This window comes from Coriobacteriaceae bacterium (assembly GCA_025992705.1).
Lineage (GTDB): Bacteria > Actinomycetota > Coriobacteriia > Coriobacteriales > QAMH01 > QAMH01.
The window spans coordinates 1,856,534-1,880,709 of sequence record DAJPGJ010000001.1 but is presented as its reverse complement, the minus strand read 5'-3'; the positions used below and the strand labels follow the sequence as shown (position 1 = coordinate 1,880,709).

At 60.7% G+C, this 24,176-nt stretch carries 16 protein-coding genes; 9 read left to right on the top strand and 7 right to left on the bottom strand.

Features of this window, described 5'->3' with window-relative positions; all coding sequences use genetic code 11:
* Positions 1 to 198 precede the first annotated feature (198 nt).
* Complete coding sequence (gene gltB, locus OIM11_08105; GenBank protein ID HJJ01090.1) at positions 199 to 4,830, top strand: glutamate synthase large subunit; 4,632 nt, start codon at positions 199 to 201, stop codon at positions 4,828 to 4,830.
* A 1-nt stretch (position 4,831) separates the two neighbouring features.
* Positions 4,832 to 6,262 carry a glutamate synthase subunit beta gene (locus OIM11_08100; protein HJJ01089.1) on the top strand — a complete coding sequence of 477 codons (1,431 nt, stop codon included), beginning with the start codon at positions 4,832 to 4,834 and terminating at the stop codon, positions 6,260 to 6,262.
* Positions 6,263 to 6,279: 17 nt separating this feature from the next.
* Here OIM11_08100 and OIM11_08095 read toward each other — a convergent pair whose 3' ends face one another.
* Positions 6,280 to 6,723 carry a PadR family transcriptional regulator gene (locus OIM11_08095; GenBank protein HJJ01088.1) on the bottom strand — a complete coding sequence of 148 codons (444 nt, stop codon included), beginning with the start codon at positions 6,721 to 6,723 and terminating at the stop codon, positions 6,280 to 6,282.
* Between the two features lie 322 nt (positions 6,724 to 7,045).
* Between OIM11_08095 and OIM11_08090 the strand changes: the two genes are divergently transcribed.
* The 4 genes from OIM11_08090 to OIM11_08075 all read left to right on the top strand — a co-directional run bounded on the left by OIM11_08090 (position 7,046) and on the right by OIM11_08075 (position 12,830).
* Positions 7,046 to 8,143: a methyltransferase domain-containing protein gene (locus OIM11_08090; GenBank protein HJJ01087.1), complete on the top strand. Its 1,098-nt coding sequence runs from the start codon at positions 7,046 to 7,048 to the stop codon at positions 8,141 to 8,143.
* Positions 8,144 to 8,161: 18 nt separating this feature from the next.
* Positions 8,162 to 9,352, top strand: coding sequence for a hypothetical protein (locus OIM11_08085; protein ID HJJ01086.1), 1,191 nt, complete (start codon positions 8,162 to 8,164; stop codon positions 9,350 to 9,352).
* A gap of 2 nt (positions 9,353 to 9,354) precedes the next feature.
* Positions 9,355 to 11,391 carry an arsenosugar biosynthesis radical SAM protein ArsS gene (gene arsS / locus OIM11_08080; GenBank protein HJJ01085.1) on the top strand — a complete coding sequence of 679 codons (2,037 nt, stop codon included), beginning with the start codon at positions 9,355 to 9,357 and terminating at the stop codon, positions 11,389 to 11,391.
* Between the two features lie 134 nt (positions 11,392 to 11,525).
* A complete protein-coding gene (locus OIM11_08075) occupies positions 11,526 to 12,830 on the top strand; it encodes an amidohydrolase (GenBank protein ID HJJ01084.1) in 1,305 nt (434 codons plus the stop codon).
* Between the two features lie 118 nt (positions 12,831 to 12,948).
* On the opposite strand, the gene OIM11_08070 is transcribed toward OIM11_08075, so the two are convergent.
* Together OIM11_08070 and sstT are read right to left on the bottom strand one after the other, a co-directional pair.
* A complete protein-coding gene (locus OIM11_08070) occupies positions 12,949 to 13,878 on the bottom strand; it encodes an Rpn family recombination-promoting nuclease/putative transposase (GenBank protein ID HJJ01083.1) in 930 nt (309 codons plus the stop codon).
* A 721-nt stretch (positions 13,879 to 14,599) separates the two neighbouring features.
* Positions 14,600 to 15,934: a serine/threonine transporter SstT gene (gene sstT, locus OIM11_08065; protein ID HJJ01082.1), complete on the bottom strand. Its 1,335-nt coding sequence runs from the start codon at positions 15,932 to 15,934 to the stop codon at positions 14,600 to 14,602.
* 184 nt (positions 15,935 to 16,118) lie between these two features.
* Here sstT and OIM11_08060 point away from each other — a divergent pair, with 184 nt between their 5' ends.
* Genes OIM11_08060 through OIM11_08050 form a run of 3 tightly spaced genes read left to right on the top strand, consistent with a single transcriptional unit; the run spans position 16,119 to position 19,086 of the window.
* Positions 16,119 to 16,862, top strand: a complete 744-nt coding sequence (locus tag OIM11_08060; GenBank protein HJJ01081.1) for a (Fe-S)-binding protein — start codon at positions 16,119 to 16,121, stop codon at positions 16,860 to 16,862.
* A 2-nt stretch (positions 16,863 to 16,864) separates the two neighbouring features.
* Positions 16,865 to 18,352, top strand: a complete 1,488-nt coding sequence (locus OIM11_08055; protein ID HJJ01080.1) for a LutB/LldF family L-lactate oxidation iron-sulfur protein — start codon at positions 16,865 to 16,867, stop codon at positions 18,350 to 18,352.
* Complete coding sequence (locus tag OIM11_08050; protein HJJ01079.1) at positions 18,349 to 19,086, top strand: lactate utilization protein C; 738 nt, start codon at positions 18,349 to 18,351, stop codon at positions 19,084 to 19,086. Before OIM11_08055 ends, OIM11_08050 begins: the two co-directional genes overlap by 4 nt.
* A 98-nt stretch (positions 19,087 to 19,184) precedes the next feature.
* Here OIM11_08050 and OIM11_08045 read toward each other — a convergent pair whose 3' ends face one another.
* Genes OIM11_08045 through OIM11_08030 form a run of 4 tightly spaced genes read right to left on the bottom strand, consistent with a single transcriptional unit; the run spans position 19,185 to position 23,978 of the window.
* Positions 19,185 to 20,009 (bottom strand): alpha/beta hydrolase, encoded by an 825-nt coding sequence (locus tag OIM11_08045; GenBank protein HJJ01078.1) that lies wholly within the window; start codon positions 20,007 to 20,009, stop codon positions 19,185 to 19,187.
* Positions 20,002 to 21,438 (bottom strand): dicarboxylate/amino acid:cation symporter, encoded by a 1,437-nt coding sequence (locus OIM11_08040; GenBank protein ID HJJ01077.1) that lies wholly within the window; start codon positions 21,436 to 21,438, stop codon positions 20,002 to 20,004. The genes OIM11_08045 and OIM11_08040 overlap by 8 nt, the downstream gene beginning before the upstream one ends.
* Positions 21,439 to 21,485: 47 nt before the next feature.
* The gene (locus OIM11_08035; GenBank protein ID HJJ01076.1) at positions 21,486 to 22,763 is read right to left on the bottom strand and encodes an NAD(P)/FAD-dependent oxidoreductase; all 1,278 of its coding nucleotides are present in this window, start codon (positions 22,761 to 22,763) and stop codon (positions 21,486 to 21,488) included.
* Between the two features lie 15 nt (positions 22,764 to 22,778).
* On the bottom strand, positions 22,779 to 23,978 hold the full coding sequence (locus OIM11_08030; GenBank protein HJJ01075.1) for a (Fe-S)-binding protein: 1,200 nt from the start codon (positions 23,976 to 23,978) through the stop codon (positions 22,779 to 22,781).
* Positions 23,979 to 24,176: the final 198 nt, after the last annotated feature.

Here is a 24,176-nt window from a genome sequence, read left to right as displayed (position 1 = left end):
TTGCTCAGAGACGTTGTCTCATTTGCTGCAAATGAGACAACGTCTCTGAGCAACTGTCTCATTCCGTCACGAAACAAGACAAAAGTGCCCCGGCGACATTTGTCTCATCCAAAAAAACTCGCATTCGAAACATGGGCGTAACGTGCCCCGCTTATCCTACTCAGCAGTTATGGGAACCAGTTACCGTTAAGAAGAGGTATGAGCATGCAGGCCGAGATGACAGATCGGGCCGGGAGGCGCCCGTGTGCAGATCCGACGCTGTACCGCAGCGAGTTCGAGCATGATGCGTGCGGCATCGGAGCGCTGGCACACCTCAAGGGCGTGCGCTCGCATCAGATCATCGACGACGCGCTTTCGGTTCTCGTCAATCTCGAGCATCGTGGTGGTGTTGGCCTCGAGCCCAACACGGGCGATGGCGCGGGCATACTCATCCAGGTGCCGCATCGCTTCTTTCGCAAGGAGGCGCAGAAGTGCGGCAGCATACTTCCCGACGAGGGCGAGTACGGCGTCGCCATGCTTTTTCTACCCACGGACGAGGAGGGCATGACCGCCGGCATGCGCATCTTCGAGGACGGTTGTGCTGCCGAGGGCATTCCGCTCTTGTTCTGGCGCGATGTTCCCGTCGATTGTCACGATCTGGGAACGACGGCACTCGAATGCATGCCCGTCATCAAACAGGCCTTTGTGGGGCGCCCCTCGCACGTCAATCCCGGCGAGGACTTCGAACGCGCGCTCTACGTTTGCAGGCGCACCATCGAGAAGCAAGCGCAGATGACACCCGCGCTTGCCGGCAAGGTCTTCTATGTATGCTCGATGAGCGCACGGACGATCGTCTACAAGGGCATGCTCGTCTCCACGCAAATGCGCGGCTTCTTCTGCGACCTCGACGACGCGATGACCGACTCCGCGATTGCGCTCGTGCACTCGCGCTACTCGACGAATACGACGCCATCGTGGGAACGTGCCCATCCCCAGCGCTATATCGTTCATAACGGCGAGATAAACACGCTGCGCTGCAACGTGAACTGGGCCCGCGCACGCGAGCCGCATCTGTACTCGCCCGTCATGGACGCGGCTCTCGAGAAGGTCCTGCCCGTCTTCAATGGCGAGGGCTCCGACTCGGCGATGCTCGACAACATGCTCGAGTTCATCTCCATGAACGGTCGCTCCCTCATGCGCGCCGTATCGATGCTCCTGCCCGAGCCCTGGGATAAGAACGAGGTCCTGACGAGCAAGCGCAGCGCCTGGGACCAATACCAGTCCATGCTCACCGAGGCGTGGGAGGGGCCGGCTGCGATCGCGTTTTCGGACGGCACCATGCTGGGCGCCGTCATCGACCGCAACGGCTTGCGCCCCGCTCGGTACTGCGTGACCTCCGACGATCGTCTCATCCTGTCGAGCGAGGCGGGGGCGCTCGATATCGATCCGGCCAAGATTCTCGTATCCGGCAGTTTGGGGCCAGGGCAAATGCTCATGGTCGACCCCGAGCAAGGACGCGTTCTCTACGATGATGAAATCAGGGACGAGCTCGCCAACGAGAAGCCGTATCGCGAGTGGATCAAGTCCGAGACGCTCGCGCTCTCGTCGTTGATCGAGGGTGCCGAGGCCAGCACGCTTACGGTTGATGACGAGGACCTATCCCTGACGGAGCGTCAGGCGGTGCACGGGTTCTGCTTCGAGGACATCGAGGAGGCCATCATCCCCATGGCCGACATCGGCGCCGTGCCGCTCGCGTCCATGGGCGAGGATACGCCGCTCGCGTGCCTGTCGGAACGCCCCCGTCGCTTCTACCATTACTTCAACCAGCTGTTCTCGCAGGTGACGAACCCGCCTATCGACGCATTGCGCGAATCCTATATCACCTCGACGCTGCTCTACCTGGGCAACCATGGCAACCTGCTCGAAGACGCACGCGCCAACTGCCGCCTCGTGAGGCTCGAAACACCGCTGCTGAACGAGGCTCAGTTCGCCGCGCTTGCGACGATTGGGCAGAAGGGCTTCAAGGCTGCCAGAATCGTGGCTGCCTACAGTCCCGATGACGGCGAGCATGCTCTTGCCGACGCCGTCGAGAAGCTGGGCAAGCAAGCCGAGGAGCTTGTCCGCTCGGGCGTGAACATTCTGGTGCTCTCGGATCGCGCCGGACGTGGCCTCGTGCCGGTGCCATCGCTTCTATCGGTCGCGAGCGTGCATAATCACCTGCTGCGCTGCGGGATACGCACGCAGGTCGATTTGATCGTCGAGTGCGGTGATGCGGTGACACCGCACGATTTCGCGACGCTCGTGGGCTACTCGGCGTCAGGCATCTATCCGTACCTCGCGCACGATACGATTCGCTCGCTGTGTGCTCGCCGCGTCATCGACGGCGACCCCGATGAGGCCATTGCGCGCTATAACAAGGCCGTTGTCTCGGGTATCGTCTCGATCATGTCGAAGATGGGCATCTCGACCATGCAGGGCTATCATGCCGCCCAGGTATTCGAGGCGGTGGGCCTGTCCTCCGATCTCGTCGATCGTCATTTTACGGGCACGGTGAGCCGCATCGGTGGGCTCGCACTCGATGACGTGCAGCGCGAGTGCGACGAGCGTTATGCGCTGGCGCTTGCCCAGGCCCAATCTCCTTCGCCCGGGCAGCTTCCCAGCGCAGGTATTACGTCATGGCGTCCGCGGGGCGAAGAGCATCTCATCACGCCGCAGGTCATCAGGCTCTTGCAACGCGCCGTACGCGAGGATGACCCGGAGCTCTTCGAGCAGTACAGCGAGGCCGTGCATCAGCAGGGACGTGCCATCGTCCTGCGCGACTTGCTCGACTTTGATGCGCAGCGGCCCGCAATCCCCCTCGAGCAGGTCGAGCCGGCGAGCGAGATCGTCAAGCGCTTCAACACGGGCGCCATGAGCTACGGTTCCATCTCGCAAGAGGCACACGAATGCCTCGCCATCGCCATGAACCGCCTCGGAGGTCGTTCCAACTCCGGCGAGGGCGGCGAGGATCCCGCACGCGAACCACTGCTTGCCAACGGTGACAGCAAGCGCTCGGCGATCAAGCAGATTGCCTCGGGGCGCTTTGGCGTGACGAGCCGCTACCTCATGAGCGCACGCGAGCTGCAGATCAAGATGGCGCAGGGCGCCAAGCCGGGTGAGGGCGGCCATCTTCCCGGTGAGAAGGTCTGGCCGTGGATCGCCCGCACGCGCCGTTCCACGCCGGGCATCAGCCTCATCTCGCCGCCGCCGCATCACGACATCTACTCCATCGAGGACCTCGCCGAGCTCATCTTCGACCTGAAGAACGCCAATCCGCAGGCGCGCATTTCGGTCAAGCTCGTTTCCGAGGCCGGTGTCGGGACCATCGCGACGGGCGTTGCCAAGGGTGGCGCGCACAAGATTCTGGTTTCGGGTGCCAATGGCGGTACCGGCGCCGCACCGCGCGATTCCATCCATCACGCAGGTTTGCCCCTCGAAATGGGACTGGCCGAGACGCAGCAGACGCTCATGCAGAACGGCTTGCGCTCGCGGGTGGTCCTCGAGTCGGACGGCAAGCTCATGGACGGCCGTGATGTCGCCATCGCCTGCCTGCTCGGAGCCGAGGAGTTCGGCTTTGCGACCATGCCGCTCATCGCGATGGGCTGTCTCATGCAGCGCGATTGCCAGAAGGACACCTGTCCGGTGGGCATCGCCACGCAGGATTGCCGCCTGCGCAAGCGCTTCACGGGCAAGCCCGAGTACGTGGTCAATTACATGATGTTCGTTGCCGAGCAGCTGCGGCAGATCATGGCGAGCCTTGGCTTTGCCACGATTGACGAGATGGTCGGACACGTCGAGTGCCTGCGACAGACACGCGCCGTGCGATCGTGGAAGGCGCGTTTGCTCGACCTTTCGCCCCTGCTCGCCAAGCCGCACGTCGACTTTGGGCGGGCGATTCCCGATGCGCATTGCCCCCACTTCCTCGAGAGCGCCCAAGCACCTAACACGCTTCCCGAGACGCTCGATGCGACGCTGCTCATTCCCTATACGAGCTTCGCGCGTGAAAGGCTTGAGCCCATCGAGTTTCATGTGGACATAACGAACGTCAATCGCTGCGTGGGCACCATGCTCGGCTCGGCGGTGACGGCACAGCACCCGGAAGGGCTGCCCTACGACTTCATCAGGGTCAATTGCAGCGGTTCGGGCGGCATGAGCTTTGGTGCGTTCTTGCCCAAAGGCATCATGCTCACGATTGCCGGCGAGGCAAACGATTACTTTGGCAAGGGGCTTTCGGGAGGCACGGTGGCGGTTGCGCCCTCGAGCCGGGCGAACTTCAGACCCGAGGAAAACGTCATCGTCGGCAACGTCGCCTTCTATGGCGCGACGTCGGGGACGGGGTTCGTGAACGGCCTTGCGGGGCAGCGATTCGCCGCGCGTAATTCGGGCGCCTCGCTCGTCGTCGAGGGCATCGGTGACAACGGCTGCGAGTACATGACCGGTGGGCTCGTGCTCGTTCTGGGCGAGGTGGGCATCAACTTCGCGGCGGGCATGAACGGCGGCGTCGCCTATGTCTACGATGCGGCGCATACGCTCGAGTCCCATTGCAACCGGGACCTTGTCGATATCCTCGAGCCCGATCGCAGCGAGCTTGCGGCAATACGCGAGCTTATCGAGGCGCATGTACGCGTGACGATGAGTCCGCTTGGCGTGATGATGCTCTATCGTTTCGACGACATCGCGCATCATTTCAAGAAGGTCATACCGGACGAGTATCGCAAGATGCTTGCCATGACGACGCAGTTCGAGGAAGAGGGCTGCGCTCATGAGGAGGCACAGGAGCGTGCCTTCGAGTTGTTGAGAGCGGGGGCGTAGCATGGGACGCACGGGAGCATACCTTCAGGTCGCACGCAAAGAGCATGGCGTGCGTTCCGCAGACGAGGCCGTGGCGGATTACGAGGAGTTCACGGTGCCGCTTTCCGCTGACGAGCAGCGCGAGCAAGCGAGCCGCTGCATGAATTGTGGCGTGGCGTTTTGCCAGAGCGGCGGCCTTTTCGATGACATAGCCGCCATGACGGGCTGTCCGTTGCGCAATCTCATTCCCGAGGTCAACGATCTGCTATATCGCGGACGTCTTGACGAGGCATACGAGCGTCTCAAGCTCACGAATCCGTTCCCGGAGTTTACGGGGCGTGTGTGCCCGGCACCGTGCGAAACCGCCTGTAACCTCGGACTGCATGACGATGCGGTTACCATTCACGATAACGAGCGCCTGCTTGCCGATTACGTATGGGAGCATGGCATGCAGCCGCTCGTGCCCGCAGACAGTGCGGCGCCCCTCGTGAGTGTCGTCGGCTCTGGTCCCGCGGGGCTTGCCCTTGCCTGGGAACTCACGCGGCATGGCCTGCGCGTGCGCGTATACGAGAAGGACGAACGTCCCGGCGGCTTGCTCAGCTACGGTATCCCCAGCATGAAGCTTCCCAAGCAGATCGTGCGGCAACGTATCGAGCTTATGGAGCAAAGCGGCATCGAGTTCATCTGCAACGCGGACGCGACCGAGCATGCAGACAAGTTGCTTGCCGAGTCCGATGCGGTCATCTTGGCCGCCGGTGCCAATGTTCCGCGCGACATCGGCATTGCGGGTCGAAACCTTACGGGCATCCATTTCGCGCTCGAATACCTGGGCGAGGTCACGCGTTCCCAGCTTGAGGAACGCGAGGCAAGCATCGATGCCAACGGTAAGGATGTTGTGGTCATCGGCGGCGGCGACACGGGCGTTGACTGTGTTGCCTGCGCGTTGCGGCAAGGAGCCAAAAGCGTGGCCCAGGTCATTCGCGCGCAACGCCCGCCGGCGAGTTGCGAGGCCTTTGAGTGCTGGCCAGCGCCGCGCAAGACCTACGAGCAGGGCTATGGGCATTGCGAGGCCGAGGAGCTCTTCGGCGAAGATCCGCGTCTCTGGGCGACCGATACGATTGGTTTTGTCGGAGACGACGCGGTTGAGGCCGTACGCATTCAGGATTTCTCATACGAGGATGGACGGCATCTTCTCGAAGGCACGGAGCGTGACATCCCTGCGCAGCTCGTGCTCATCGCCAAAGGTTTCCTCGGGGCGCAAGACAGCCTGTTCGATGCATTTGGTGTCGAGCAGCCTTTACGTGGAGATCAGGTGCATCTGCTGCGCGCGGGTGCTGACGGAACCGCGCCCGTTTTTGCCGCCGGTGACGTGCGCATGGGGTCGACGCTTGTCGCAACGGCGATTGCTGACGCGCTCGCGTGTGCCGATGAGGTGTGCGCCGCGCTCGTGTAGGAGCGTTCCGTGCGGTCCTAGACCTCAAGTTCCTTCATACAGGTTGGTTGCTCGGGAACGGCGATGTCAAGGGCATCGCATGCGAGGATGCGCAGGTCCTGGATGCTTGCCGCATAGCATGCCAGCGCATCGACCCAGCGACGAAGGCAGGCCCTGCCCTCGTCAGTCAGGTTATAGCAACGCTTGGCGGGACCGGATTCGGAAGTGTCCCACTCGCTTACGACGAGGCCGTTGTTCTCCATCTGCTTGAGGATGCGGTAGATACCCGTCGGATCGGGGGCGTTTCCATTGAACATCGGACCGCTCGACATTTCCTGGATGATGAGATAGCCGTGTACGGGCTTATCTGCCTTTGCAAGCACGGAGAGAATCGAGGGCTGGGTGAGACGGCTCAGGCTCTTGCCGAGCTGACCGCACTCGCTGAGCTCCTTCTCGGACTTGGGATGGCAGGCAGACCACATAGACAGGCTCCCTTACGTGTGAGATGAATGGAGAGTCCATAATACGCCAAAATGAGCCCCAGGGGCAAAGACTTGGTCTATGGCAGTGAATTGCCTCGCGAGATGCTTGGGACCCGCCGGCCTAGAAGCGCGCCCCAAGCATCTGCCCGCAACGAAAGAGGAAACCAGTTGCTAAGCTGCGACGCGAGTTGACATAAACCAGTATAGGATATAGTCTGCTACTAGTGCAAGTAAAAAATAGCGTGACGCCAGAATTGCCGTCATTCCATATGACGGCGGCGTCTATAACCTGGGTTTTGAGTCGAACGAGAAAGGGCGCGACATGGATTACGAAGCTTATCGCAATTGGTACACGTTGGATGTGGATCCCAAGGAGTACTACGAGGAGATTGCGAAGCTGCAGGATGCTGACCCGCAGGCAACTGCTCGTACGCGGGACACCGACGACACCATTCCTCCCTCCGTTCGCGAGAAGCTCTTCAATATCTCGGCTGAGATCAAGAACTACTTCCACGAGTTCGGCACCCCCATGCCGCCGTTGCTGGAAGGCTGCACGGTCGTCGATCTTGGCTGCGGTTCGGGCCGTGATACCTATCTCGCCGCACAGCTTGTAGGCGAAAGCGGCAAGGTCATTGGCATCGATCCGGATCCCGTGCGTCTTGCCAAGGCGCAGAAGTATCTCGACCAGGAGATTGCCCAGTTTGGCTATGACGCCTGCAATGTCGAGTTCATCAACGGCGTGCCCGAGGATCTTTCCATGATTGACGATGGATCGGTGGACGTCGTCATCTCGAATTGCACCTTCAACCTTTCTCCGAACAAGAACGCCTATGTCGAGGAGGTCAAGCGCGTCCTCAGGGAGGGCGGCGAGTGGTACTTCACCGATGTCTTCACCGATCGTCGCATTCCGCTCGAAAAGGTTCGCGACCTCAAGCTTCGTGCCCTGCGTCTGGCCGGTGCGATGTACATCAACGACTTTCGCAGGCTCGTGCAGCACTTTGAGCTGCTCGATCCGCGCTATCCCATGACCTTCAAGACGCCTCTGAGCGCAAGCGAGCAGGCGCTGTTTCCCGACATCGCGTTCGCGACCATCACCGCGCGCGTGATGAAATCGGGGTGGGCCGAGGATGTCTGCGAATCCTATGGCGAGACGGTGACCTACAAGGGCAACCTTCCCGACTATCCGGACATGTTCCTCTTCGACTTCAACATCAAGTTCCCCACGGGCAAGACCTGCCCCGTTTGCGGCAACGTTTCCGCAATAGCGGCTCACTCGCGCTATAGTGCGGCATTTGAGTACACGGGCAATCGCGATCAGCATGTTGGCGACACACATGGCGATCACATCATCAAGACCGCACCCGATTACGAGGGCGTCTACGATGAGGATGACCAGCCGATTAACGCCAGTTGCTGTTAGTCACGGGAGGGCACGCATATGCCGTACGATACCTTCAATACCTATGGCGGTGCTGCCGCCATGCACGAGGACACGGCGACGACCAAGGCCGCACCGAGCGAGGGCCAAAGCGGGGGGTCTGATCGCAAGATTCGCTTCATGGTCATGAGCGGGTTTCTGGGCGCGGGCAAGACCACGACGATGATCGCCCTGGGCGAGCACATGAACAAGACCTATGGCAAGGTTGGCATCATCGCCAACGACCTGGGCGCGAACCTCGTCGACACCAACCTCACGCAAACGAGCGGATGCACGGTCGAGGAAATCGCGAGCGGGTGCATCTGCTACCAGATGGACAACACCATCGACAAGATTCGTCGCCTGCGCGACCGCGATGGCGCCATCTTCGTCATGAGCGACATCCCCGGCCTGGGGGTCGGTGCGCTCGACCACGTCTACCATCGTCTCGTGGACGACTGCGCAGATTGGATCACGCTGTCGCCGTTCACGGTGCTCGTCGATCCCGAGCGCATCAAGCTGCTGCTGCCCGAGGGCGAGGACATCAACCTGCCCGAGGAGATCAAGTACCTCATGCAGCTCCAGCTCGAGGAGGCCGATCTGATCGTCCTCAACAAGATTGACGTCATGACGCCCGAGGAGGTCGAGCGCGACGTCGCCTTCCTGCGCGAGGCGTGCCCGAATATCCCGGTCATGACCATCTCGGCTTTGCGCGGCGATGGCATCCCCGAGCTTGCCGAATATCTGGAAACCCACGAGAGCCTTCTCAAGAACTTCTCGGTACGTGATAACGAGAAGTTCCAGGAGGCCGAAAAGACCCTTACGTGGTACAACCGCCGTCTCTTCTTCAAGCAACTCGATGACGAGAAGATTGACTGCAACGCCGTCATCGACGACCTCATCGAGGAGATTCGCATGGGCCTCATCGAGAAGAAGCGCAACGTCCCACATCTCAAGACCTTCGCCACGGCTGGTGCCGGTGATTTCAACAAGTGCTCGCTTCTGGGCATCGACTACGACATCGAGCACACGCAGCCGTTCCTGCGCAAGCACAAGAAGATGTCGATGATCATCAATGCCCGTGCGGTGTGCGAGTCGCGTCCCTTCGCGCGCATCGTCGATGACGCCGTGGACTTCGTCTGCGACAAGTACAACCTGGATGCGCAGGTGTTCTTCACCGAGTGCTTCAACATGGGCGACGAGGGAAGATAGGCATGGCAGAGGTCGACATCCGCGCCATGGTGCGCGAGTACTACGGCGAGACGCTTACGGATAGCGATGACCTGCGCACCACCGCATGCACGTGCGCAACGACCGCTCCTCCCAAATACGTGCTTGACATCTTCCCGGAGCTCGACCCGGAGATCATCGAGCACTTCTACGGCTGCGGAAGCCCCCTGCCACCAGCGCTCGAAGGCGCCACGGTGCTCGACCTGGGTTGTGGCACGGGCCGCGACGTCTTCATCGCCGCCAAACTCGTGGGACCGGAAGGCCACGTCATCGGCGTCGACATGACGCCGAGCCAGCTCGAGTTCGCGCGCAGTCACGAGGCCGCGCAGATTGAGCGGCTGGGTTTGCCCCAAAGCAACGTTGAGTTCATCGAGAGCTACATCGAGGACATGTCCGCGATTCCCAGCGAAAGCGTCGATGTCGTCATCTCCAACTGCGTGATCAATCTCTCGCCCTTCAAGCAGGAGCTCTTCGAGGAGATATTCCGCGTGCTCAAGCCCGGGGGAGAGCTGTACTTCTCGGACATATTCTCCGACCGCCGCGTGCCGGAGGGCTTCTACGACGATCCCATCCTGCGCGGCGAGTGCCTGTCCGGCGCCATGTACGTCGAGGACTTCCGCCGCATGCTGGTGCGGTGCGGCACGCAGGTCTGCTATGACGTCGCCCACGAGCCGCTCGAAGTCGGGGACTTCCAGATCGCGACCAAGCTCGGCAGCATCGGCTTCGCGTCGCGCACCATGCGCGCCATCAAGTGCGATAAGTTCGAGGACCGCGAGGAGGACTATCAGCAGACGGCGACCTACCTGGGCACCATGCCCGAGAACAAGCGCTACTTCGACCTCGACAGCGAGGTGCGCTTCATCAAGGATAGGCCCGTTGCCATCAGCGGTAACATGGCGACATTCCTCGAGAACAGCCGCTATGCCAAGCACTTCAAGGTCACGCCGCGTCGCAATCACGTAGGCCCCTTCGACTACGAGGTGGCCAACGCTGCACTTGCCGTTACGCGTGGCAAGCGCACGGTCGACCTCGATTGGATCGAGGACTCGTGCTCGCGCCTCGAAATCGAGCCCTTCGAGAAGCGCATTCATGACAAGGGCCTGCTCGAGACCGCGATGCTCGACACCATGCAGGTCAACGTCACCTATCGTTGCAACCTCGCGTGCAATCATTGCTACCTGTCCTGCTCGCCCAAGAACGAGGAGAGCATGAGTCGCGAGACCATGGAGGCGGTTCTTGCCGCATTCAAGACCGGCGGTTTCAAGGTCTTGGACATTACGGGTGGCTCTCCCGAGATGAATCCGGATCTCGAGTGGCTCATCGAAGAGGCAGGCAAGATTGCCGAGCAGGTCATCGTACGCTCGAACCTCTGCATCCTCGACGATCCAAAGTACGCGCATTTCAAGGACGTCTACGTCAAAAACAAGGTCAAGCTCGTTACCTCGATGCCCTACTTCGACGCAGCGGGTGTGGATGAGCAACGTGGAGCGGGAAGCTTCGCGAGCATCATGAAGGTTCTGCGCGACATAAACGCACTTGGCTACGGGATCGATCCCGAGCTGCAGATAGACCTGGCCTACAACGTCGACGGGCCCTTCCTGCCGCCCGACCAAGCCGACCTGGAGGACTTCTATCGCTACGAGCTCGAGCATGCCGAGGGCGTGAAGTTCAACGGGCTGTACGCGATGAACAACTGGAACATGGGACGCTTTGCCGGCAAGCTGCTCGCCGCGCGCACTTACGACGCGTACAACAAGCTGCTCGCGGACAACTACAACGGCGCGACCGTCGCCCACATCATGTGCCGCACGCAGCTCAACGTCGATTATGATGGCGGCCTCTATGACTGCGAGGTCAACCACGTCCTGGGCCTGCCGCTGGACGGGCCGGCTAACGTGCGCGATATTGTTGATACGCCACTGCCGAGGCGTCGCATCAGGACGAGCCCCATCTGCTATTCGTGCGCCGCGGGCTGTGGTTCCAGCTGCGGTGGCAGCCTGCTCGAAAAGTACGCGAAGTGAGATAATGTGAACGATGAGGCGGGACTGGGACAGGGGGACAGGTCATTTGTCCCACGAACCCCAGTGGGACAAATGACCTGTCCCCCTGTCCCAGTCCCGCCTATCCTGCCCATGGATACTTGAAAGGACACGCCATGCTCTTTGCCAACATCGACATCCTCGACGAGAACCTCGACCACAAGCGCGGCATGTTCGTGGGCACCGAGGGCAGTCACATCACCTACGTGGGTGCCGAGGAGCCCACAGATGCTGCGCGCTTTGGCGAGCGCTACGACGGCACGGGCAAGCTGCTCATGAGCGCGTTCTACAACACGCACGCACACACGCCCATGACGCTGCTGCGCGGCTATGCCGAGAACCAGCCTCTCCAGCAGTGGCTCAACGACACGGTCTGGCCCTTCGAGGGCAAGATGGACATGGAGAAGAAGCACCATTACTGGGGCTGCATGCTCAGCCAGGCCGAGATGCTGCGCTATGGCGTGGTGGGCTACACCGACATGTACTTCGCCACCATCGACCGCTGCAAGGCCACCCTCGAGGCGGGCATGAAGGCCAATCACTGCGATGGCGGCACGATGTGCTTTGTCGAGACCGACTACGACACGCTACCCGTGGCCGCGGTGAACGAGCAGCTCTTTGCCGAGTACCAGAACGCCGGTGACGGCCGCGTGAAGATCGACATGTGCGTGCACGGCGAGTACACCACGCCTCAGGGCATGATCGAGCGTTGCGTGGCCGAAGCCAAGGCGCACGACACGGGTCTGCACATCCATCTGGCCGAGACCAAGCTCGAGTGCGACGAGTGCAAGGAGCGCCACGACGGCATGACCCCGGCGGCCTGGTTCGATCACCTGGGAGCCTTCGACATTCCCGTCACCGCGGCGCATTGCGTGTGGGTCGAGCCCTCCGATATCGAGCTCATGGCGGCCAAGGGCGTGAACGTGAGCCTGAACCCCGCGAGCAACATGAAGCTCGCGAGCGGCTTTGCGCCGGTGCAGGCCATGATCGATGCCGGCGTGCATTGCTCGATCGGCACGGACGGCATGGCGTCGAACAACACCCACAACATCCTGCAGAGCGCGTACCTGCTCGCTTGCGCCCAGAAGGGCAACGCGCTCGATCCCGCCATCATCACGCCCAAGGAGATTCTGCGCATGCTCACGGTCAACGGCGCGCGTTCCCAACGTCGCCATGATTGCGGCGTGCTAGCGCAGGGCAAGCGTGCTGACCTCGTCGTCATGGACATCGACACGCCGTGGATGACGCCCGTGCACGACATCGCGACCAACCTCGTCTACAGCGCCAATGGCGCGGACGTGGTGCTCACCATGTGCGACGGCCGGGTGCTCTACAGGGACGGGGAGTACGAGACCATCGACGTCGAGAAGGCCAAGGCCGAGGTCAAGCGCAGCGTCGACGAGGTGCTCGCAGCGCTGTAGGGAGAGTGACTAACTCGTTACGTCACTAACATTATTCGTTAAGCAGTTGGCTCTGGCGCTGTATCGGTGTTTTGACTTGCGTGGCGGAAACCCGCATCAAAAAGTCGCCGGACACGCCTCACGAGAGCTCGGCGAACAGGGCGTCGAGCTTCGCGGGATCATCGACTGCGGCGGCAAGCTCATCGATGCGCCCTTCGGATGCAAGTTTGGCGACAAGGACGTTGTATTGCGCGCGAGTTTCGGCTTTGCCGATCGCCTCGCCTTCGGCTAGCGCCACTTCGCGGGCCTCCTCTGCGGCTGCGCGAGCCGCCAAGCGCACCCTGCGCTCCGCGTTTTCCTCGATGCTGATGCCTGCCCACATGGCGTCCACCCAATCCTCGTCATGATTGGCTTCATAGACGGCCCGCTCGATGTCCTCGACGAGCTCATCCCCTTTGGCCACGGTGCCATTGTACACGTAGTCGAGTAAGTCGCGCATGCCCGGATTGTCCTCTTTTCCCCAAGCAGACGCGTTCAATGCCACCCAATGCATTCCGCTTTTCGGGTCGAGTTCTAGGCGCTTCCTGCTCAATGTCTCGAAGCAATAGACCGGGTCTCCGCATCTGAACGGGTCGTCCCTGCAGATGAAGATCATGTAGCTCTCGGCAAGATCGGCGTACTCGTCTCCGGGTTGCAGAAGCGTGGAGTCGACCTTTCCCTGGTAGAACCTGAAACGCCTTCCCAGAAAGTACTCGCGTGCGCTTTGCATCTCCACCTCGTAGACCGCATCCTCACCTTTGATGTAGGCGTCGAAGCGGACCTTCTTCGAGAAGATGCCAGAATCGACCTCCATCTCCTCGTCGCGATAGACGATGCGTCCCACCTCGACGTTCAGGATGCGCTCAAGTAGCCTTCTGCAGATGGACTCGTCCTGCATGACCTTCTTGAACATGCCGTCGTTGGTGAACTTGAACTCACCGGGGAAAACGGGGGCATGCCTCATGCCACAAACCTCGGACCGCCGACCGCTGCCGTCTTTCCTCTTCTCGTTGGCGCTCCTGTCTTCCATCTTCTCTCCAATCGCAGGCGCAACGCAGATCGCGATCATGGTATGAAAACATCATTCGAGCCATCCACCCCCAGAATCTGCACGGAATCGGAGCGAAACCAGAGCAGAATCGGAGCATCTTGCGGCAAAACTCGGACAAGTGCAGCGCACGAGTGCATAGGATTGTTTCTCGTTGCTCACTAGACGGTCTGATAAGAAATTCATTCCGAGCACATTTCTCATTACGCAGCTATTGACCCTGACACTGTGTCGGGGTTTAGACTTGCCGTGACGGAAACCCGCATGGAAAGACGAGTCATCTGACGGTCAACGGCCGGGAGTCCTTGGCAGAGAGGCACGGGCTGCGGCCGGCAATTCACGGTTCTTGGCGGGAAGACTCAAGGATGACAGGCACCGTCTACTCTCGCGAAGTAAACGCCATCATAGTGCCCAGCGATGTGCTCTGGTGGCTACATCGTCGAAGAGCGCCCAATGGTGTGCTCTGGTGGCTGCACATTGCCCAGTGGTGTGGACAGATGGGCACATAATTTGGCAGATAGGCGTCGAAAACGACCGCAGACGCGCATTACCGGGCAGCCGGCCCGGTAATGCTGTCACAGGTGCGCAGTGCCGGGCAGCATCTCAATCTCAGTTACATCGACAAGCTCTTGAACAAAAAACGGGGCGGCTGCATGTGCGACCGCCCCGTACGTTTCACGAATATGCGACAGCGAGGAAACCTCTACCCGATCTCCTTGGCGGCCCAGGTGTCCTCGGTGCCCTCGAGCTGCGCCTCGTCGAGCTTGTCCTCCTCGATCTCCTCGACGGGCAGCGGTGCGTCCTTGCCGGGGAAGAACTCGATGCCCTTCTTGCGACGCGCCATGTACTCGGCGGATGCCGTGAACAGCACGTCGGAGGAGGAGTTGAGCGCGGTCTCGCAGGAATCCTGGATGACGCCGATGATGAGGCCAACGGCGACGACCTGCATGGCGATGTCCTGACCGATGCCAAACAGCGAGCAGGCAAGCGGGATGAGCAGCAGCGAGCCACCGGCAACGCCCGATGCGCCACAGGCACCAACGGCGGATAGGATGCTCAGGACGACTGCCGTGGGGAAGTCGACCTGGATACCGAGCAGGTGCACGGTCGCCATCGTCATGATCGAGATGGTGACGGCCGCGCCCGCCATGTTGATGGTCGCGCCGAGCGGGATGGAGACGGAGTAGTTGTCCTTGTTCAGGCCGAGGTTCTGGCAAAGCTCCATGTTGACGGGGATGTTTGCCGCCGAGCTACGGGTGAAGAACGCCGTGATGCCCGAGTCCTTGAGGCAACGCAGGACGAGCGGGTAGGGGTTCTTGCGGATGCAGACGAAGACGATGATGGGATTGACCACGAGGGCGATGAGCAGCATGCAGCCGACGAGCAGCAGGATGATAGCGCCGTAGGAGGTGAAGATCTCGAGGCCGCTCGTGGATACGGACGTGTAGACAAGGCCGAGGATGCCGAACGGCGCAAGGTTGATGATCCAACGCACGACGCGCGTGATCGCCTCGGAGATGTTCTCGAAGACGGTCTTGGTGGACTGCCTGGCGTTACGCAGCGCGATGCCGAGGACGATCGCCCATGCCAGGATGCCGATGAAGTTGCCCTTCATGAGCGCATCGACGGGGTTGGAGAAGATGTTGGTCACGAGCGTGAGAAGCACGGCGCCGATGCCCTCGGGGGAGGCGGCGACGTCTTCGGGCGGATTGGCCAGCGTGATGTCGACGGGGAAGACAAAGCTCACGAGCACGGCGATGAACGCCGAGAGAATCGTCGACACGATGTAGAGCAGGATGACGGTCTTCATGGAACCGGCGGTCTTGGCGTTGGCAAGCGCGCTCAGGACCAGGAAGAAGACGAGGATGGGGGCGACAGCCTTCAATGCGCTGACGAATAGCGTACCCAGCAGGTCGATGATCATGATCTGGTCCCATGCGAACGCCTGGGAGCACACGCCCAGGACCGCGCCGATGACCAGGCCTATGACGATGCGCCAGATGAGGCTGATCGAATTCCACTTTCTCAAGAGCTCCATGATTTCTCCCAACATAATTCACATATAACTTTCCGCATAATACCGCAAATCAGAGGGCATCGGCGGATACCCGTGCACGACAATTGCGTCTACGGCGTGTGCAGTACGCGCAAATCCTCCTTCAAAACGAATACAATGGGAGGGACAAAATTCCGCGAGAATTTCTGGAGGGAGTACGAATCGCATGAAGGTTGCGTTTTTCCCCGGTTGCATGGTCGACATGTTCTATCCCGAAATCGGCATTGCCGCGGTCAACGTGCTCGAGCGTCTCGGTTGTGAGGTCGAGATGCCCGAAGAGCAGGTCTGCTGCGGGCAGGGGCTTCTCAACTCGGGATACGCTAAGGAGACCATACCCGTCGCCAAGAACATACTCGACGCGTATGACCTCGATCAATACGAGACGATCGTTTCGCTCACGGGCTCGTGCATGAACGCCATCATCAATGATTACCCCACGGTGCTCGAGGACGTGGAGTACCTGCACAAACTCGAGCGCATCAGGCCGCGCATGTTCGAGTTCACGGACTTCATCGTCAACCAGCTGCATACGACCGATGTGGGCGCGAGCTTCCATCACAAGGTCACCTATCACAAGAGCTGCCATGTCACGCGATTTCTCGGCATCGAGGAACAGCCCCTGCAGCTGCTCAAGGCCGTTGAGGGGCTCGAATACATCGAGATGGTGCATGCCGAGCGCTGCTGTGGCTTTGGCGGAACCTTCTCCTTCAAGGAACCGGAGATTTCGGCGGAGATCGTCAAGGAGAAGTGCGCGACCATCATCGAGACGGGCGCCGATGTCGTATGCGGTGCTGACGCACCCTGCCTCATGAACATCAAGGGCGCGCTTGCGCGCTTGCGCACGCAAGGAGCGCTCGACCGTGATATCCGCGTCATGCATATCGCGCAGATTCTGGATGCGAGGGAGTAACCATGGCGATTCTATATGACACCGAAGCGTCTCTGCGCGAGCGCGCTGCCAAGTGCATCGAGGATGACTTCAAGCATCAGGCAATCCAGACGGCGCAGGAGACTTTCTACCAAAAGCGCGCCGCGCTCGTCGAGGCAGAGCCGGATTGGCAGGGCCTGCGCACGACGGCAATGGACATACGCGATCACGTCACCAAGAACCTCGACTACTACGTGAAGCAGTTCGCGCAGAACGCGAGCGACCATGGCGTGAACGTGCACTTTGCGTCGACGGGCAACCAGGCACTTTGGGAGGCGCTCGACATTTTCGAGAATCACGGCGCCTTCAAGGCCGTCAAGTCCAAGAGCATGATGACCGAGGAGATCGGTCTCAATCACGTGCTCGAGGAGGCGGGTGTCGAGGTCATCGAGACCGATTGCGCCGAGAACATCCTGCAAACGGCTTGCGACATGCCCTCGCACATCGTCGTGCCTGCGCTCCATCATACGCGCGATGATATCGCCGAGCTCTACCGCAAGGAGTGCGGATACGATGGCGACAACGTCCCCGAGCACATCACGCACTTCCTACGCAAGATGCTGCGCCCCGAGTTCCTGAGTGCCCAAGTGGGCATACGCGGCTGCAACTTTGCGGTGGCGGAGACCGGCTCGGTCACGCTTGTCACTAACGAGGGCAACGGTCGCATGGTCGACAGCTTCCCACCGGTGCAGATTGTCTTCGTCGGCATCGACCGCATCGTCCCCACGCTCGAGTCCCTCGACATCTTCATGGCCCTGCTGCCCAAGAGCGCCGTGGGTTCCAAGATGACGGCATATTTCAGCGTGGATACCGGTGCGCGCCATGAGGGCGAACTGGACGGACCGGCCGAGGTCCACTACATCATCATGGATAACGGGCGCCACAAGCTGCTCGATACCGAGTTCGAGCCCATGATGCGCTGCATCCGCTGTGGCGCCTGCCTCAACATTTGCCCCGTGTATCGCCATATCAGCGGGCATGGTTACGGGTCCATCTACCCCGGCCCCATGGGTCTCGTACTCACGCCCGAGCTCGTGGGTTACGACGATGCCAACGCCAAGGCGATGACCTTTGCCTGTACCCTCTGCGGTGCCTGCACCGAGCATTGCCCGGTGCGCATTCCCATACACGACCTCGTGCGCGATCACCGCATCGCGATTGTCGATGAGGGCAAGAACAACAAGGTCGAGGTACCCATCTTCAAGGCCATGCAAGCCATGTGGTCGAGCAGTCCGCTGTACATGGCGCTCATGCGCCTCGGGCGTCCCGTCATGAACATCCTCACTCGTGGCAAATCATCACTCGACGAGCGCAGCGCCTGGATTCCCGTCCTCGGCAGCTGGACCTCGTCACGTGATTTCGACGTCATCGCGCCGTATCGCTTCCGCACCTGGTTGGCCGAGCATAATGCCGCCCGCGCCGAGGAGCGTGCGAAGACGCATGACGACCAAGACCAGAAGGGCGGTGCATGATGGAGCGCGCAACACTCGAGAGCTTCCTGGCTCCCATCTCCCGGCAATTGGGGCACGAGGCTGTTCCGCAGGACGTGCAGCCGCTCGACTACGAGAAGAACCCTCCTGCACGTCTCACCGATGGCCTCGATCATCCGCAACTCGTCGATATGTTCGTCGACGAGGCGCAGAAGGTGCAAGTGGGCGTGCACCGTTGCAAGTCGACGGAGGTCGCCCAGACGATTGTCGATATCATCAAGGCAGATGACGAGGCCGGTTCGGTCGTCTATGCAGACGACCACCGCATCGAGAAAATGCACATCCCCGCTGCGCTCGAGAAGTGCGACGCAGTCACGGGCCTTACGCGTTGGGACGCAACGGCCGGTCGTGATGCCATGGTCGATGCATGCAATGTCGCACGCTACGGCATTACGTTTGCCCAGAGTGGCATCGCAGAGACCGCGACCATTGTTCAACCGTGCAGCGAGAAATGCGGTCGCTCCATCAGCCTGCTGCCAACCGTCCACATCGCCATCGTCAACGCGGCCGATGTGAAGGCGACGATGGGTGACTGGCTTGCGGCGCTTGACGAGGAAGGCGCACCGGCGGGCGAGAACCTACCCTCGCAGATCTGCTTCATCAGCGGTCCGTCGGCGACGGCGGACATCGAGCTCGTGCGCGTCGAGGGCGTTCACGGTCCGATGGCGGTTCACTACATCGTCATCGAGGGGCGCGGCCTGCACAGTCAGGCCTAAGCATATTCGGGCGGACAAGTGGGACAAGGGGACAGGTCATTTGTCCCACTGGGGTTCGTGGGGCAAATGACCTGTCCCCTTGTCCCACCGCGTTGCGCTTAGCCGAACATCCCGCCGCCCTTGAAGTTCAGGTCGCCGTTAAGGCCTGACTCGTCGGGGAGGTCAGCCTCCTCATCGAGGAAGCCGACAATCTTGCGTACGGCGTACTTGAAGGCACCGCCCGTAAAGCCGTGACCGACCTCTCCGATGAGTTCGAGGTCTGCGCGCGGGTAGATGTTGACGGCGCGTACGGAATAGCCCGATGCGACGATGTCGTCACTCATGCCGTGCAGGATAAGTACGGGGCCGGTGTATTTGGCGATGTGTTCGTAAAAGTCGAAGTCATAGATTGCCTCGATGAAGGCGCGACCGACCTCGGCGTTGAAGATGCCAAAGCTCTCGGGAAACTCATCGCGGTTGGGCCACGCGCGTCGTACGTCGCCGGGAATGCTGAAAGCGGGATAGAGCAGGATGAGCCCCTTGATGAGGCTGCTCTTGTTCGCGGCGGCAAGTGCGGCAACGGCACCGCCCATGCTCATGCCAAAGAGGAAGACGTTATTGAGGTCGACGTAGCTGAGCTCTGCAAGCTCCGTATAGGCATCCTCCATATCAGCCTGCTCGGTGAAGATGGTCATCTCGCTCGTGTCGCCACTCGATTTGGAATTGGCCGCACCACAGAAATCGAGGCAGTAGGCTGCATAGCCGCGTTTTGCGAACTCGCGTGCGTAGGCTTCGCAGGACTCGTTGTTGCCGCCGAAGCCATGGGCGCAGATCACGAGCGGCACGCGCTTGCCGTTCGCGGCTTCGTCAGGAAGGTAGATGCGGCCGAAGATGCTCTTCTCGTCATGCTCGAGAATCAGGTCCTCAACTTGGTAGTTACTCATTGTCTGCTCCCTTGCCGACGGTTGGGTAGTCCATGTCCTTGAATCGATCCGGCTCTCCCTGCTCGCCAACTTCGGTGGGATCGCCATGCTCGGTAAACTCATCATAATCGACGGGATCGGTCGGTGCGTCGAGTTCCGACTCGCTGATCGCACCGTAGTCCTTGTTGCGGTATACGTCCTTGTCGAGCAACCCGACAAAGTTCGCCATGACGGTCGTGACGACAGCATCGCCCGTGATGTTGATGGCGGTGCGACCCATGTCGAGGAGGCGGTCGATGCCCATGATCATCGCAACGCCCTCGGCAGGAAGCCCGATGGAATCGAAGACCATGGCGAGCATGATGGTGCCCACGCCGGGTACGCCGGCCGTGCCAATGGAGGCGGTCACGGCCGTGAGCACGACGGTGACGAGTGCGGCGAACGTAAGGTCAATGCCAAATGCCTGGGCGATGAAGACGACGGCAGCACCCTGCATGATGGCGGTGCCGTCCATGTTGATGGTGGCACCCAGCGGGATGGTGAAGGAGGCGACGCGATTGTCGACACCCATCTTCTTCTCGAGCGTCTCCATGTTGAGCGGGATGGTGGCGTTGCTCGAGCTCGTGGAGAACGCGAATGCCATGACCGGCCAGAACTTGTGCAGGAAGTGGAAGGGGTTGAGGCGCGTGCCGATGAAGAGGATGAGCATGTAGACGACGAGCAGTTGTACGGCAAGTCCGAGGTACACGGTGCCGATGAACTTGACCATGGGCAGCACGCCCGAGATGCCCAAATTGCAGAAGGTGCGCGTGATGAGGCAGAAGATGCCAATGGGGGCGACGCGCAGGATGACGCCGATCATCTTCATCATGATGGCGTTGAACTGCGTGAAGAAGCGATTGACCGTGGCGACCTTCTTGCCAAGACGTCCCAAGATGAAGCCGAGCATGAGGGCGAAGAAGATGATGGGAAGCATGTCGCCGTTGTTCATCGCCGTCACGACGTTCTTGGGGATGATGTTGATGAGCATCTCGGCGAAGGTTTGCTCGGTTGTTGTCACGGTTGGCTCGACGGCGACGATGGCTGCCATGTCAAGCCCCATGCCCGGCTTGCAGACCTCGGCAAGCATGATGGCGATGACGACGGCAAGCGCCGTGGTGAGCAAGTAGATTGCGATGGTGCCGATGCCGACCTTGCCGAGCATCTTGGGGTCGCTCATGGACGCCGCGCCGCAGACGATCGAGCAGAAGACAAGCGGAACGACGAGCATCTGCATGAGGCGCACGAACCATTGGCCGCAGACATAGCAGATGCCCTCGATGAAGATGTCATCGGCGGGTGAGCCAGCCGGAATGAGATAGCTGCACGCGAGGCCCACGATGATGCCCGCGACAAGCGATATGAGTATCCACGTGGTCAGGTTAAAGCGACGGGCTTTCTTATCGGTCATCTCTCATCCTTCTTTGCAAAATGAGACAGTTGCTCTGAGCAAGTGTCTCATTTTTCCGCTCGGGTGCAGTCCTTGCGTATGCGCATGGTGAGCATGGCGCCCAGGTCGTAAGCATCCCCGCCCGGCTCGTCCGTATCGCATGCGATGTTGAAGCCTACGAGTCTCTCCGTGCCATCGGAGGAGGTCTCGAAGATGCGCACGACGGTCATGGTGTCGTCGACTTCCGTCTCCACGCGGCTATTGTCATCGAGCATGATGGTGCCGGCCGAGATGAAAAGCGTCTCGCGCACGCAGATGGTGTTCATCGCGAGCGATTCGGGGCAAGGCCGTGAAGGCTCGTCGCCGGCAAGCTCGGCGGCAATTGCCCGGCCTGCGCATGCGCCTTGAAGCGCAGCGTTCTTCCAGATGCCGACGATACGCTTCTCGCCGCTGATGAGCTCGGTCGCCTGCACGACGTCACCGGCGGCATAGACGTCCGGGTCGCTCGAGCGCATGAACTCGTCGACTATGATGCCGCGATCCATCGCGAGGGACCCTTCCTCGACGAAGCCGAGGTTGTTGCGCATGCCGTGGGCGACGAAGATTTCGTCAAAGCTCTCGACATCTCCATCGGCAAACGTGACCTCGAGGCGACGGCCGAGGGGGTGGGTGGCATCATCGATGACCTCGACCTCTTTGATGGGGTTGGCAAGCTTGAGGGTAACGCCCTGCGCGACGAGGCCCCGCTCGAAACGCTCGGCTGCCTGGGGCAGTGCGTTCATGTCGAGCACGTGGTCCATGATACCGACAAGCGTGACCTCCACGCCGCGGTTGAGGCACGCCTCGACCGTCTTGAGAGAGACCATGGAAGTACCGCTCACGAGCATACGCTTGCAGCCGGGATTGGTGATAGCGACCTTGAGGCGTTCGGCATCGTCCATGGTCCTGAGCATGAGCGGGGCATAACCGCAGTCACGCGGAAAGCCGACGGGCGTGGGGACGGAGCCCGACGCGATGACGCACTTGGAGTACGGATAGGAGTTTTGGCTCGTATATACGAGATGGTCCTTGGTATCGAGTTTGATGACGGGACCTTCCTGCACGATGTCGAGGCCGAGTTCGTCGATCTCGGCTTGGCTCCACGGGAAGCACTCCTCGTAATCGAGCTCTCCGCCCGCGTAGTAGGAAGTGAGTATGGGGCTGTAGGGAAGCGTTTCGATGTCTGAAAACACGCGTATGGGGCCCGTGTATCCGTTCGTCCGCAAGCCGACGGCGGCGTTGAAGCCGGCGGCGCCAAAGCCGATGATGGCAACGGGAGCCGCGTCTGTCATCTCATGTGCGTTCATGCTCATCATCCCCTTCTATGCGAAGACCTGCGAAAGCCACGGACCGTACTCGCCCGTCCACATGCCCGAGAGTTGCGCGTAGACGAGGTCCCAATCTATTTGGGTGTCGAAGAGCAGCTCGGCATAGTGCTTGTTGCCGAGCTCGCGCGGGTGGTTCATCAGGTAGAAGGCATAGGTGTAGGTGCAAGTGGGACACATGGTCACGACGGTCGAACCCTCGGGCGCGAAGGAGAGCTTCAGCTCGGTCTGGCCGTCCACGCGGTCGGGCTCAAACGAGTTGACTGCACCGCCGGCGCCGCAGCAGCCGTGGAAGATTTCGACCGTGTCCTCGTCGAGGCCGAGCACCTCCAGGGTGACATCCAAGCAGCTGCCATCACGGTCTTGGCATGCCTTGGACATGCAGTAATTCCCCTCGGGAAGCGGATGCTTGGGCGTGAAGCCGCGCTCGAGGAGGAACGCCGAGAGGCTCACGGCACGCACATCCATGCCATTGCGGTCGAGGGCGGCCTGCATGGCGTTCTTGCAGCCGGGACATACGCAGACGAGCGTGTGGGCTCCCGAAGAGGCGATTTCGGCGCAGCTGCGGTCGCAGAGGGCTTCGGCGCGGTCAAAGAAGCCGGCGCTCTTGAGGGGCGATCCGCAGCAGTGGTCGATCATCGTCGCCTTGCCGCCCAACTCGTCGAGCGTCTCGAAGATCTCGCGCGTGAGTTCGGGCGCGTAGGCTGCAAGCGAGCAGCCGGGGAAGAACGCGATTTCGCAATCCGTCGCGGCGCCATGGGTCGCGGTCTCGATGTGACGCGTGAGATCGGTAAGGTCGATACCGTAGATGGCGCGATAGGCGGTGAAGATGTCCCATTCACGATCGACCTCGACGCTCGAGTAGGTGTCACGGGGGATGAGGCCGAGCTTCTGGTAATCATCGCGCGCGTGATATATGAGATTGGAGACGTTGTTGTGCGCGAAGCAGGTGTTCTTGCAGCTCGTACAGAAGAAGCAACCGCGCACCGCCTGGGTAAGCTGTGGATTGCTGGCGAGCTCGATGGCAAGTTCCTCAGCTGAGCTGGTATTGCGCTGGGCGTCGAGTAGGCCCTTGGCGATGTCGCCGAGCGTCATGTCGGCCATGGTGAGCGACTCGCAGGCCTGCGTGCAATGCCCGCACTGCGTGCACTGCCCCAGGAACTCCCAGTATTCGTCGCTAGATTGAAGCAGGCTCATGGTTCCTCCCCAAAACGTATGTTCTGCTACTTTACCACGGTGGATAACGCTCGGGGACGGGGACAAGGGGACAGGTCATTTGTCCCACTGGGGTTCGTGGGACAAATGACCTGTCCCCTTGTCCCCGTCCCCACTGCCCGCCCTCGTGTTCGCGAATGTTTCGATTTCATTAATTCGGCAACGTTATGGGAACTTCAA

What these genes read in the sequence shown, in the direction of transcription:
- OIM11_08085 (HJJ01086.1), top strand. Translation starts at nt 8,162, where the DNA reads ATGCCGTACGATACCTTCAATACCTATGGCGGTGCTGCCGCCATGCAC.
- gltB (HJJ01090.1), top strand. Translation starts at nt 199, where the DNA reads ATGAGCATGCAGGCCGAGATGACAGATCGGGCCGGGAGGCGCCCGTGT.
- OIM11_08045 (HJJ01078.1), bottom strand. Translation starts at nt 20,009, where the DNA reads ATGAGTAACTACCAAGTTGAGGACCTGATTCTCGAGCATGACGAGAAG.
- arsS (HJJ01085.1), top strand. Translation starts at nt 9,355, where the DNA reads ATGGCAGAGGTCGACATCCGCGCCATGGTGCGCGAGTACTACGGCGAG.
- OIM11_08040 (HJJ01077.1), bottom strand. Translation starts at nt 21,438, where the DNA reads ATGACCGATAAGAAAGCCCGTCGCTTTAACCTGACCACGTGGATACTC.
- OIM11_08075 (HJJ01084.1), top strand. Translation starts at nt 11,526, where the DNA reads ATGCTCTTTGCCAACATCGACATCCTCGACGAGAACCTCGACCACAAG.
- OIM11_08035 (HJJ01076.1), bottom strand. Translation starts at nt 22,763, where the DNA reads ATGAACGCACATGAGATGACAGACGCGGCTCCCGTTGCCATCATCGGC.
- OIM11_08055 (HJJ01080.1), top strand. Translation starts at nt 16,865, where the DNA reads ATGGCGATTCTATATGACACCGAAGCGTCTCTGCGCGAGCGCGCTGCC.
- sstT (HJJ01082.1), bottom strand. Translation starts at nt 15,934, where the DNA reads ATGGAGCTCTTGAGAAAGTGGAATTCGATCAGCCTCATCTGGCGCATC.
- OIM11_08030 (HJJ01075.1), bottom strand. Translation starts at nt 23,978, where the DNA reads ATGAGCCTGCTTCAATCTAGCGACGAATACTGGGAGTTCCTGGGGCAG.
- OIM11_08050 (HJJ01079.1), top strand. Translation starts at nt 18,349, where the DNA reads ATGATGGAGCGCGCAACACTCGAGAGCTTCCTGGCTCCCATCTCCCGG.
- OIM11_08095 (HJJ01088.1), bottom strand. Translation starts at nt 6,723, where the DNA reads ATGTGGTCTGCCTGCCATCCCAAGTCCGAGAAGGAGCTCAGCGAGTGC.
- OIM11_08100 (HJJ01089.1), top strand. Translation starts at nt 4,832, where the DNA reads ATGGGACGCACGGGAGCATACCTTCAGGTCGCACGCAAAGAGCATGGC.
- OIM11_08060 (HJJ01081.1), top strand. Translation starts at nt 16,119, where the DNA reads ATGAAGGTTGCGTTTTTCCCCGGTTGCATGGTCGACATGTTCTATCCC.
- OIM11_08070 (HJJ01083.1), bottom strand. Translation starts at nt 13,878, where the DNA reads ATGGAAGACAGGAGCGCCAACGAGAAGAGGAAAGACGGCAGCGGTCGG.
- OIM11_08090 (HJJ01087.1), top strand. Translation starts at nt 7,046, where the DNA reads ATGGATTACGAAGCTTATCGCAATTGGTACACGTTGGATGTGGATCCC.